This window comes from Arenibacter sp. 6A1 (assembly GCF_012272855.1).
Taxonomy (GTDB): domain Bacteria; phylum Bacteroidota; class Bacteroidia; order Flavobacteriales; family Flavobacteriaceae; genus Arenibacter.
On the sequence record NZ_JAAXCQ010000009.1, the window covers coordinates 79,435 to 92,158 of the forward strand.

Genomic DNA, 12,724 nt, shown 5'->3' on the forward strand with positions numbered 1-12,724 from the left:
AACGACAATGAAAATATATACAATAGTAGCGTTTCTGATAGTGGTTTTACTTACGGGCGCATGTACACAGAATTTTGATGAGATTGCTAAAAACCCTAATAGTCCCGAACAGGTTATTCCAAGTTTGTTGTTTACGAACCTAGCCTTGGATGTCGCTGGTCCTTCCTACGGGAAAAACCTATTTACGGAACCTTTGGTGGTAAGGCAAATAGTTTGGACAGAAGCTATAGAGTCTGCTCAATATTATTATTTTAATCGCGCTGGTTTTGGGGGTTATAACTCCATGCGGAATGTTCAGAAAATGATTCAAGAGGCAGAGCGTGCCGAAAATGACGTCTATAAGGGGTTAGGGTATTTTTTTAATGCATGGTATTTTTATGATATGACCATGGCATTTGGCGATATCCCTTATGCCGATGCATTAAAGGGTGAAACAGGCGAGGAATATTCTCCGAAATACGATCCTCAGGAAGAGGTCTTTATAGGTGTTTTAGAACAGTTGGAATTAGCCAACCAGGTATTGGCCGAATCTACTGGAGATCTTCGTGGAGATGTTATCTATGATGGGGATATTTTAAAATGGCGAAAAGTTATAAATTCTTTTACCTTAAAGGTTTTAATAAGCCTTTCTAATCGCCAAGGCGATAGTAATATCGATATTGCTGGTAAATTCAAAGGAATTATAGAGAACCCCGATCAGTATCCTTTATTTACTTCAAATAAGGATAATTTACAACTCGAATTCAGTGATAAGGGAGGGGAAAGATATCCTTTTTGGAATGCTTCACATAGCCAGTACCCACATTTAGATTCGTTTTTAGTAGAGTTGTTAAAGGAAAGGGAAGATAGACGTTTGTTCTTTTTTGCTTCTCCAACTGGCAAATCTCAAAGCGAAGGATTAGCTCCAAATAATTTTGAGGCCTATAATGGTGCCGATGGTACAGCGGCTTTTGAAACTATTGTAGGTATGGAAGCCGATAAAAATCTTTCCAAAATTCATAAACGTTATTCGGAAGATGCCATTAATGAACCTTATGTAAGAATGGGATATGCCGAACAGCAATTTAATATTGCCGAAGCTGCCGCTAGAGGGTGGATAAGTGTAGATCCTAGTACGTATTACAATCAGGGGATTAAGGCTTCCATGGAATTTTATAGAGATAATGCAACAAGCTATGAAGAGGTTGAAATAACCGATGCATATATCGCTAATTATTTAACTAATGAAAAGGTAGTATACGACCCTGCCAATGGGGTAGCACAAATTTTAACCCAAAAATTTATTGCTTCTTTTTTAAATTCTGGATGGACAACCTACTACGACTACCGTAGAACGGGTTTGCCTGCCCTTAAGATAAATCCGGCCACCTCCTTAAACGAAGGGAATGTCAATGCGATTCCGAAGCGATGGAAATATCCTCAGAAGGAATTGGATTATAATTCGGAACATGTAAAGGAAGCTATAAAAAGGCAATACGGAGAAGACGATGTTAATGCTTCTATGTGGTTAATAAAGTAATTTAAACGAAAAAAATATGAAAACTATATTATATACATTATTACTGTTTACGTTTTGCTTTACTTCTTGTAGTCCCGATGAGAATTCAGGAGAAATCTATGTTTATTTTCCAGAAGGCTCCCATACCTTAAAGGAAGGCAGTGAGAACGAATCTGTAATTTCGGTACAAGTTTTTAGCACACAGGAGTTGAGTGAAGATCTGGAAATCAGCTATAAAATAGAAGGAGAAGGAGCTTCAAGGATTAAAGACTTGGGGACTGGAACAATTACTTTTGAGAAAGGAGCTAAATCTTCTGTAGGCTATATTCGCCTTCAGTGCTTGGATAATGAAGATAGTGATGGGGATGCTACCCCAAAGATAGTCTTACAAAGCGCTACTACGAATGTGGTTTTCGGATTCCAAGAAGGAAAAATAAATGGATCTATGCAATTAAATGTGGTAGATGATGATGTTTCTTGTGTTGCCGAATTATGGTCGGGAAGTTTAAATTGCAAAGATGAGATTTATCCCAGTTATAGTCCGTCAGCTAGCAATGGAGTAGTAATCGGAGAGGATTGTGATAAGGTAAATGTAGGTTTTAATTTCTGGGACGACAGTAGTTTAGCGGTTGTCTTGCCATTACAACTAGGTGAAGTCGATGCCACTACCGGAATTGGAGCAGTTACTTTATTGGAAGATGTAAAAGCTTCAGGAAGTGGTTATGATATTGCATTCTACAAAGGCGAAGCGGGAACTTTTAATAGCGCTACGGGAGAACTTCATTTAAATATGGAGTTTTCTGGATATGATATTGGCGGCGATGGTAAATACCGATTCTTAGTTAAGAAATAGCATTCACTGTACGCTTATAAATAAATTTATATTGAAACTTAACACCTGTAAAATTATTTCAATCTTACAGGTGTTTTTTTTAGCTAGCTGTTTGGCTGAAATGGTAATTGTTATAATAAAAATTATGAAATGAGCATGACCGGAAACTGGTCACCATTATGAATGAAGAAATGAAAATTCCATTAGACCGTTATAAAAAAATAAATATCTACAAATGAAAATATATGTTATAGTATTTAGTCTGTTTATCATAAGCTCTGGACATGTTTTTTCTCAAAAACCCCCGTCTAAATTAAAGGTACTGCAGTTCAATATTTGGCAAGAAGGTACCGTAGTCCCAGGCGGTTTTGATGCTATTATAAACGAAGTGATACGTACAGAGGCAGATTTAATAGCACTGAGCGAGGTAAGGAATTATAAAAATCGAACCTTATCTAAAAGATTGGTGTCGGCTTTGAAAAAAAAAGGATATCAATTCTATTCCAAGCATAGTGAGGATTCTGGTATTCTTTCTCGCTATCCCATTGTTTCACAAGAGGCAATTTATCCGCTTCAAAAAGATCAGGGCTCTATTACCAAAGCAATAATAGACGTAGGAGCCGTCCAAGTAGCTTTTTACAGTGGCCATTTAGATTATAGGAATTGTAGCTCTTATCTTCCTAGGGGATACCATAGTTCCACTTGGGCAAAATTAGATGCTATAGTCACGGATAGCCTTACCATAGCCCAGGACAACTTGGACTCTAAACGGGACGAAGCAATACAGTCATTTATACAAGACGCCTTAAAAGAGTCAAAACAAGGAAGAATCGTGATTTTTGGAGGGGACTTTAATGAGCCCTCTTACTTAGACTGGACCGAGGCCACCAAAAACAGTTTTGATCACCAAGGAGTAGTGATGGAATGGCACAATACCCTTGCCTTGAACAAGGCCGGTTTTATAGATGCCTATCGTCAAATTTATCCAAATCCAATGACACATCCAGGGTTTACCTTTCCTGCAGACAATCCGTTGGTTCCATTAGATAGACTTGCTTGGGCCCCTGATGCCGATGAACGTGAACGTATAGATTATATCTTTTACTTTCCAACTAGGAATCTGTCATTAAATGCTATAAAAATTATTGGCCCCAAAGGCTCTATTCGTAACAACCAACGTATGCAGGAAGTTACTGAAGATCCTATAGAAGAACCTCAAGGCGTTTGGCCCACAGACCACAAGGCTCTTTTAGCCACCTTTATGCTTAAACAATGATTTTTGTAATCCTTTGTTTAGAACTATTTTAAGTAAAATATAGATTAAAATTCAATTTTATGAAACTAATTATTATCATGATTTCTATTGTTGTAGGAAGCTTATCATCCTATGGCCAAACGAACAAAAAACATACAGTATTTGTTATTGTAGACGGTATTTCTGCCGATGTAATAGAAGAGCAGTCCACCCCCAATATAGATGCTATTGCTTCGGAAGGCGGATATACCAGGGCTTATGTCGGAGGAGAAAAAGATGGATATTCCCAAACACCTACTATATCGGCTGTTGGTTATAATAGTTTGTTAACAGCCACTTGGGTAAACAAACACAATGTATGGGGGAACTCTATTAAGGCGCCCAACTATAATTATCCGACTATTTTTAAGCTTTTTAAAGAATACCAACCAGAGACCAAAACAGCTGTTTTCTCGACCTGGGAGGATAATCGAACCAAATTAATTGGTGAAAATCTACCCGAAACTGATTATTTGAAAATGGATTATAGTTTTGATGGATACGAATTGGATACCCTTACTTTTCCGCATGATTCTAAAAGTGATTATATTAAAAATATAGATCAACTAGTAGTAACGAAGGCTATAGAAACCATAAGGGAAGAGGCGCCTGGTCTGTCATGGATATATTTGCAGCATACCGATGATATGGGACATAAGTATGGTGATGGAGAGAAGTTTTATAATGCCGTTCGCCATATGGACAACCAAATAGGCCGACTTTGGGAAGTGCTACAATATAGGACGAAGCAGTATAAGGAATCTTGGGAGTTGTTTATTACTACAGATCACGGTAGGGATGCCAATACAGGAAAGCATCATGGAGGACAATCAGACCGTGAAAGGCTGATATGGATTGCAACCAATGCTAAAGGGCTAAATGATTATTTTTACAACTATACACCCGGAGTTGTATCCATAATGCCTACCATTTTACAATCGCATAATATAAAGCCTGCCAAAGCACAGTTATGGGAATTAGATGGAGTTCCCTTAGTTGGAAAGGTTTCGGTAGCCAATGCCAAAGCTTCTTTAAAGGACAATGAAATCCATGTTCGTTGGGAATCTCTTCAAAAAAATGGGACCGTAAAAATTTGGCTAGCACCCACCAATAATTATAAAGTAGGAGGTACAGACGACTATATTTTAATCGATAAGATAAAATCATCAAAGGAAGAGGCATTTATAACAATAGATCAATGGCCTTCCGATTTTTATAAAATAGTTATTGAAGGGAAACACAATAGCATCAATACCTGGGTATTAAAAAAATAAAATACAAAATGATATAATAAGGGAAGGGGGGTAAGGCAACACCAGCAAGTAGCTCCCTTTTCTTTTTGTATATAGAATATTGGGCCTATAGCCAATAACATCAAAAGTCCCCAAATATCTTTGGCTCTACGCGGCAAATGATCTTATATTTAAAGCTTAAACCTTTTTTAAGCCTAAATGAAGACCAGCCCAGCTATCCTTTGCCGACACATCGTTATTTGTATCCTTATTAGTATATTTTCCTCATGTAAAAAAGACCCAGTGTATACCAAGTGGGAAGTGACAGGAGGAGGTAAGGAGAATTTAAAGTTTTCTCACTTAGATCAAATAGACACCTCCAACGTGGTGCAGTTAGAAATAGCGTGGGTCTATCATTCCGAAGATAGAGATTCCACTAAATTTGGTCCTATGGAATGTAATCCTATTATTATAGACGATATTTTATATGGTGTTTCTCCAAAATTAAAACTCTTTGCTATAGATGCAGCCACTGGAAAGCAAAAATGGTCGTTTAATCCTGCCGATTCCCTACAAAATAAAAAATGGCATAGGAACAGTGTCAATATGAATCGAGGGGTTTCTTATTGGCAAGAAGGCGAAGATAAGCGAATTCTATACAGTGTAGGCCCCATAGTTTTGGCGGTAGATGCCACTTCGGGTGATTTGGTCACTAGTTTTGGCGATGAAGGGGGAGTAGATCTTAGAAGTGGATTAGGAAGGGACGAGACTAAGATGTTCATAGCACCGACTTCTCCTATGATGGTGCATAATGGTTTGTTTTTTGTTGGTGGATTGGTAGGGGAGGAGACTCCAGGTCATATCCGGGCTTACGATGTCATAACAGGGCAACAAAAATGGATTTTCCATACCATTCCACAACCTGGGGAAGGAGGGTATGAAACCTGGGAAGACACTACTGCCTATAAACGGATGGGATCTACCAATAGTTGGTCCGGATTTAGTTTAGACGAAAAAAACGGCTTGTTGTTCTGTGGAACCGGAAGCCCTACCAATGATTTTTACGGGGGAGACCGTTGGGGGAAAGGACTATACGGCAATAATATTCTTGCTTTGGATGCCATGACCGGAGAATTAAAATGGCATTTTCAAACCGTTCACCATGATGTTTGGGATATGGATCTGTCTAGTCCACCAATGATAATTTCTGTAAAACGAGACGGAAAACAGGTTGATGCCGTGGCACAATCTACCAAAACAGGACATATTTATGTTTTTGAAAGAACCACGGGAAAACCCCTTTTTCCTATTGAGGAAAGACCGGTAATTACTGAAAATGCCGTAGATGGCGAAAATTTATGGCCCACACAGCCCTTTCCGGTGTTGCCGAAACCCTTTGCAAGGCAACTATTGACCGAAAATGATTTAAATACGCTGGTTTCCGATTCTTCTTACCAAGATATTCTAAAAAGATTTCGTTCTTATCGCTCCGACGGTATTTATACGGCCCCTTCAACGGAAGGAACTATTGTGTTTCCCGGATATGATGGTGGCGGGGAATGGGGTGGTCCGGCTTATGACCCCCACACCCAAATTTTATATGTAAACGCCAATGAAATGGCCTGGGTGCTGAATTTGGTTGAAATGGATCAGCCTAAGGATGAGGGACACACAAACTTAGAGGCCGGTACTATTTTATATGCCAAAAACTGTATGGCCTGTCACGGCCCAGAACGCTTGGGAGGAGGCGATGTGCCTTCTTTAGTGGGAGTCGACAAAAAATATACACTCCCAAAATTTAAAGAGTTGGTAACTTCCGGGCGGAGGATGATGCCTGGATTTACCCAGCTGACCGAACTAGAAAAAGAGGCAATCGGCACCTATGTGCTAGATTTAAAGAATAAACAGAGTCAAGCCTATGTAGGGGTTATAGATGGTAATAATGAGCCTAGAAAAACTGCACGTCCTTCCTATAGTTTTACGGGATACAATAAGTTTCTGACCAAGGAAGGATATCCTGCAATCAGTCCGCCATGGGGAACCCTAAATGCCATAAACCTAAATACGGGAGAATATGAATGGAAAATCCCGTTCGGAGAATTTGAAGAATTGAAAAAACAAGGATATCCTACTACAGGGAGGGAAAATTATGGGGGCCCGGTAGTTACCGCAGGGGGACTATTGTTTATTGGAGCCTCTGCAGACGGTAAGTTTCGGGCTATTAATAAGACAACCGGTAAAATTTTATGGGAAACTAATCTTCCAGCGCCAGGGGTAGCCACTCCGGCAACCTATGAGGTCAATGGTAAACAATATGTGGTCATTGCCTGTGGAGGAGGAAAATGGGGCGGTAAGGCTGGCGATGCCTATGTGGCTTTTGCCTTGCCTTAGAGCCTATTAGTCATGAACGCTGTGATAATTATTCTTTTAAAAGAAAAAATAAGATGAGGCCATCCTTAAATTCCTCTCTTATTTTTGTAAAAGCAATTCGCATTTGAGATTCCACTGTTTTTATGGAGATCCCCAGTTCGTCGGCAATTTCTTTATATTTTAAGCCCCTGAGTTTTAGATTGAGAATTTCTTGGCAGCGTTCTGGTAATTGCTCAATACACTTTTTAAGGCGGTTGGTATAGTCTTCCCTGTCTATGTCAGTTGTCTCGAAAACTTCTTGTAAGGCTTCCTGCTTTAAATCTTCTAGGAAGGTATGTTCTTTATTCCTTTGTCTTAAACTTTGTAAAAATAAATTATAGGACATTTTATAGAGATAACTCTTAATAGAGGTATGTATCTCTATAGTTTTTCGTTTTCTCCACAGAGAAACAAAAGTTAATTGCACCAACTCTTCTGCTGTATCCAGGTCGCTTGTAAAGCCTTGTAAATAGGCGCAAAGAGCTTGGTAATGAGTGTCAAAAAGTAGTTTGAATGCGCTCTGATCTCCATTCTTAATACCTTCAATCAAATGCTTCTGATCTCTCAATAGTTCATCGTTTTTATAAGGAAAGTGACAATATTATAAAATAATTAAAAAAATGTTAAGGGTAAATCATTTTTTCTGCATCATATAAGTGTACGCTAAATTTTTAAAGGTTGAAAAAGATTATTATTAAATATTTGAACGAAGAGATTTCTGAGGAGGAATTGCAGCTGTTGAGTACATGGGTAAAAAAACCTGAAAATCAGGAAATCTTTAAATCTTATGTGCAAATTAACCATAAACTACATAAAACGTATCAAAAGGTAGATGCTGACAAAGCCTATAAAAAGATATTGGATCAACTCGACGATGTTCATTTAGAAAAAAGACCACAAATTATAAATATTTCTTCAAATTGGTTGAGATATGCAGCGGTATTTATAGGATTGCTTCTAATTGGTGTTGTGTTGGTAAAGAAATTTGACAAAAGAGATAGGTTGGTCAATACCTCAAATATTACATTGGAGCTAGAAGACGGTAGTATCCAAATCGTGAATGAATATCAAAATACAGTTATTGTAGATTCATTAGGACAAATTATTTCGGAACAAAAAGAAAACGAATTGATTTATTTCGATAAGGTTGCATCACAGAATGCTGCAGAAACAGAGTCTCCTTTTAATATCCTAAAAGTACCCTACGGTAAAACTTTCGGTATAGCACTTTCCGACGGTTCTAAAGTAACTTTGAACGCTGGATCTCAACTAAAGTATCCAGTCCATTTTGTTAAAGGAAAAAAACGATCTGTAATTTTAAACGGAGAAGCCTATTTTGATATAGCCAAGGATGCAGAACGCCCTTTTGTGGTAAATACTCAGGATATGGACATTCAAGTATTGGGTACAAAGTTTAATGTAACCTCTTATACACAGGATGAGAAAACCTATACCGTGTTAGTTGAAGGTAAAGTGGCCGCTATAAGTAAATTACAAGAGAACGATTCGATTGTATTAAACCCAAATCAAAGAGTCTTTTTTCACGAGGGATATTTAATGCAAGAATCAGTGAAAATAGAAAAATACGTAGGCTGGCTTTCTGGACAGTTAGTATTTATAGATGACTCCTTTGATGTAATTGCCCATAAGCTAGAAAGAAAATTTGACCTTAAGATCATTAATAAGTATCCGGCGCTTGATGAAATTACTATTACTGCAACCTTTAAGGATCAGGATATGCATGAAATATTAAAAACCTTTCAAACCTATTTACCTTTTAAATACACTATAAAAAACGGTGCGGTTACTATAACGAAACCAGATCAACAATAATGAAAAAAATAGGGAAAATGCGGCAACATTTCCCCTATTACTTTAAATCCACATTTAACTGAAGTATACACCAATTAAATCCAAGTAAATTTATGAAAAAACTACGAATCAAGAATGGGCTATGGCGCATTCTAAACCAATCTCAACTTAAAATGAAATTAACATTGTTGTTTTTGTTTCTCAGTTTGTTCCAAATAAGTGCTTCCAACACCTATGGTCAGAACAATAGCGTCTCTATTTATGTTAGTGAAGTGCCGCTAATACAAGTTTTTCAAATGATTGAACATCAAACGGAATACCGGTTTTTTTACAACAGCAAGGATTTGGATGTTAGAAAAAAATTGGTCTTTAATATTGAGAACAAGCAGTTGACGGAAGTGTTGGACCAACTTTTTAGAAATAGCGATATTTCTTATCAGATTTTCGGGAACCAAATTGTATTAAAAAAGGCAGTGGCCCCTACGAGAGATGTATCGGTTAATCTTACGCAACAGCAACAAACGCCATTAACGGGTAATGTTTCCGATAAATTTGGGACCCCTTTAGCCGGAGTAACTGTATTGGTAGAAGGTACCAATCATGGAGTAGTAACCAATTTTGATGGAGAATTTAAGATTTCACTGAAAGAATCAGAGAAGGTTTTGGTGTTTTCTTATTTGGGGTACAGACCTTATCGTATCGTAGTTGGCGAACAAACAAACTTAAAAATTACCATGGAGGAAGATTTCAGCCAATTAGATGAGGTCGTTTTAATTGGGTACGGTCAACAAAAGCGTGAGGCTGTTTCCGGGGCTGTATCTTCTGTTGAAACGAAAGATATCGTACAAGCTTCCGTTGGTTCAGTAGGTTTCGACAGAAGTTTAGGAGGACTTGTTAAAGGAGTGCAAGTATCTCAAAACACAGGCCGTCCAGGAGCGCCAGTACGATTAAATATTAGGGGGGTGACTTCTCCGTTATCTTCAGGGGGATTAAACCAACCTTTGTTTGTTTTAGATGGAGTGCCATTTAATTTAGATGCCTTAAAAGGCGCCAATCCGTTGTTGACAATCAACCCGGCCGATATTGAGAGCTTTGATGTTCTTAAAGATGCAGCCGCTACCTCTATTTATGGTTCTAGAGGTGCTAATGGGGTTATCCTTATTAAAACTAAAAGAGGTAAAAAAGGGCAAGCACCATCAGTAAATATGTCTTATACCACTACAATAGCCAAACCAATTAATACTGTGAATGTGCTAGATGCCAATCAATATCGTAATTATTACGATATGATGATAGGGAATAGTGTCAATGCTATGAATGCCGGTCAATTAGATCCTTTTTTCTCCTTCGATTTAGCAAATATTGGAAATGTCGCTTTAGACTGGAGTACCTTTATGGTTAATTATGATGGTTTAAGAGACGATTATTTTGGAGATGCCAACACTAACTGGAATAAAGAAGTGTTTAGAAGCGCAGCAGTGACAAAGCAAGCCAATTTGAGTTTGAATGGTGGTAGTGAAAAAACCAACTATGCCTTTAGTCTTTCTTATACCGACCAAGAGGGGTTGACACTTAAAGATGGCTTAGAGCAATATACCTTGGCGATGTCCTTAGATACAGATGTTACCGATTATGTAAAAGTAGGAGGGTCTATCAATTTAGGACATACTGAAGCTACTTCTGGAGAGGATGATCTTTTTGGACAATATACCATCAATACCTCTATCGCCAGGGCGCGACCAGATTTACCAGTCCGTGATGAAAATGGAAAACTTCTAGGACAGTCTGATTATACCTATGGTGCTTTTGAAACTATAGAACCTAACCCTTTAATGCGTTTGCAGAACAAAACCAACAACAAGACCTATAACTTTATTGGGAACTCTTATGTCGAGGTAAAACCTGTTAAGAATTTGATCTTAAAAGCAGATGTAAATGCTGCCGTGTTTTACACGGACAACAGTTCTTTTGTGCCAAAAGTGACCCAAACAGATTTTCAGTTCTTCCCTAATGATTCTTTTTTGAGCGAAACTGATGGTTTGGTATCGAATGTAACCACCAATTTGACCGCTAATTACGATCTAAGTGTTGCGGCTCATGATTTTAATCTTTTGGTAGGTGCCGCGTGGGATCGTACAAATTATAACAACAAAAGCCATTTTTACGCAGGTTTCCCTGATGATGATATCTTGATAAATGCTTCTTCGGCAGAATCAGTATTGTCTTATACGGGCAATAAATTGGAAACAGGTTTAAATTCTTTGTTTTCTCGTTTAACCTATGGATATAAAAATAGGTATAACGCAACGGTAAACTTTAGAACTGATACTTCCTCTAAATTTGGACCAGGAAATAAAAGGGCTTATTTCCCCTCCTTGTCTGCTAGTTGGAATATTGCTAATGAAAACTTTCTTGCCGATGTAGAAAAAGTAAATGCCTTGAAATTTAGAGCTAGTGTTGGTAGGGTAGGATCTACTAATGTTTCGGATTTTTCATACTTGCAATTTTTCCAAACCAATTCCAACGATATCTACAATGGTAGTTCTGCTGTAGTGCCTAACAATAATTTCCCTAATACCGAGATTGGATGGGAAACTACAGAAGAAATCAATTTAGGATTGGATTTCGCATTTTTTAACTCCCGTTTAAGAGGTGGGGTAGACGTATACAACAGAAAAACGACCGATGCTTTGGTGAGTACTCCTTTACCACTAGAATTAGGGCCTAATAGTTACTTCGCTAATTTTATCGATGTCTCTAACAGAGGGGTAGAAGTAAGTTTAGGGGGTGATATTGTAAGAGGTAACGATTTTACATGGAGCACTGATATAAACTGGTCTGTAAACCGTAATAAATTAGACAAGCTTAAGGGAGCTAATATAAATCCTTTCCAGTTAGACTATTATGTAGAAGGAGAGCCTGTAGGTACCATCAAAGGATATAAAGTAGTGAAGATTTTCCAAACTCAAGATGAAGTAGATGTCTTAAATGCGAATTCACCAGATGGTTTTTACGATCAGTTTTCTACAAGTGTAGGAGATTTTATGTACGAGGATGTGAATGGGGACGGAGAAATCACTTCGGATGACCGGACTATTATTGGTGATATTCAGCCCGATTTCTTTGGAGGTATTTCCAATACTTTTACCTATAAGAACTTAAGTTTAACGGCTTTGATGCAGTACTCTGTTGGTGCGGAAACCATATGGAATTCTATTCCAATGGGTACTTTTAATGCCCTAGGTGAAAACAAGTATAGCGAATATGCTCTAAATACCTGGACGCCAGATAATACAGATGCACGGTATGCAAGAGCCCTTTATTTTGATCCGTCACAAAGTGGTAGAGTTTCAGACAGATATCTTTTTGATACATCTTATTTAAGGTTAAAGAGTGTTCAGTTGACCTATGATTTTGATAAAAATCTTATGGATAAAATTGGTTTTGATGGGGCTAGACTAACCTTGTCGGGTACTAATTTAGTTACTTGGACCAAATGGCCTGGAATAGACCCTGAAACGTTCTCTGAACGAGGTGGAATAATTGATCAGGTGAGTAATGAAGACCCTTATCCTTTGGCAAAGGCATTTTCATTAGGTGTTCAAATTCAATTCTAAAAAAGGTATTATTTTCAAATAGATGCAATT

General features: G+C 37.9%; 8 protein-coding genes. 7 read left to right on the top strand and 1 reads right to left on the bottom strand.

The window, feature by feature from the left end; translation table 11 throughout:
• Positions 1–7 precede the first annotated feature (7 nt).
• The 5 genes from HCG49_RS10150 (at position 8) to HCG49_RS10170 (ending at position 7,247) form a co-directional block, all read left to right on the top strand.
• The gene (locus tag HCG49_RS10150; RefSeq protein WP_168469421.1) at positions 8–1,519 is read left to right on the top strand and encodes a SusD/RagB family nutrient-binding outer membrane lipoprotein; all 1,512 of its coding nucleotides are present in this window, start codon (positions 8–10) and stop codon (positions 1,517–1,519) included.
• 16 nt (positions 1,520–1,535) lie between these two features.
• Positions 1,536–2,351: a hypothetical protein gene (locus HCG49_RS10155; RefSeq protein WP_168469422.1), complete on the top strand. Its 816-nt coding sequence runs from the start codon at positions 1,536–1,538 to the stop codon at positions 2,349–2,351.
• Positions 2,352–2,565: 214 nt separating this feature from the next.
• Positions 2,566–3,606 carry an endonuclease/exonuclease/phosphatase family protein gene (locus HCG49_RS10160; protein WP_168469423.1) on the top strand — a complete coding sequence of 347 codons (1,041 nt, stop codon included), beginning with the start codon at positions 2,566–2,568 and terminating at the stop codon, positions 3,604–3,606.
• Positions 3,607–3,665: 59 nt separating this feature from the next.
• Positions 3,666–4,898, top strand: a complete 1,233-nt coding sequence (locus HCG49_RS10165) for an alkaline phosphatase family protein (RefSeq protein WP_168469424.1) — start codon at positions 3,666–3,668, stop codon at positions 4,896–4,898.
• A gap of 261 nt (positions 4,899–5,159) precedes the next feature.
• Positions 5,160–7,247, top strand: a complete 2,088-nt coding sequence (locus HCG49_RS10170) for a PQQ-binding-like beta-propeller repeat protein (RefSeq protein ID WP_205764376.1) — start codon at positions 5,160–5,162, stop codon at positions 7,245–7,247.
• A 28-nt stretch (positions 7,248–7,275) separates the two neighbouring features.
• Here the strand turns inward: HCG49_RS10170 and HCG49_RS10175 are convergent, their stop codons facing one another.
• Positions 7,276–7,833: an RNA polymerase sigma factor gene (locus HCG49_RS10175; protein ID WP_168469426.1), complete on the bottom strand. Its 558-nt coding sequence runs from the start codon at positions 7,831–7,833 to the stop codon at positions 7,276–7,278.
• Positions 7,834–7,943: 110 nt separating this feature from the next.
• Here HCG49_RS10175 and HCG49_RS10180 point away from each other — a divergent pair, with 110 nt between their 5' ends.
• Positions 7,944–9,098: a FecR family protein gene (locus HCG49_RS10180; RefSeq protein WP_168469427.1), complete on the top strand. Its 1,155-nt coding sequence runs from the start codon at positions 7,944–7,946 to the stop codon at positions 9,096–9,098.
• A gap of 92 nt (positions 9,099–9,190) precedes the next feature.
• The gene (locus HCG49_RS10185) at positions 9,191–12,694 is read left to right on the top strand and encodes a TonB-dependent receptor (RefSeq protein ID WP_168469428.1); all 3,504 of its coding nucleotides are present in this window, start codon (positions 9,191–9,193) and stop codon (positions 12,692–12,694) included.
• Positions 12,695–12,724: the final 30 nt, after the last annotated feature.

Coding starts and splice junctions, on each gene's coding strand:
- HCG49_RS10150 (WP_168469421.1), top strand. CDS start 8: ATGAAAATATATACAATAGTAGCGTTTCTGATAGTGGTTTTACTTACG.
- HCG49_RS10155 (WP_168469422.1), top strand. CDS start 1,536: ATGAAAACTATATTATATACATTATTACTGTTTACGTTTTGCTTTACT.
- HCG49_RS10160 (WP_168469423.1), top strand. CDS start 2,566: ATGAAAATATATGTTATAGTATTTAGTCTGTTTATCATAAGCTCTGGA.
- HCG49_RS10165 (WP_168469424.1), top strand. CDS start 3,666: ATGAAACTAATTATTATCATGATTTCTATTGTTGTAGGAAGCTTATCA.
- HCG49_RS10185 (WP_168469428.1), top strand. CDS start 9,191: ATGAAAAAACTACGAATCAAGAATGGGCTATGGCGCATTCTAAACCAA.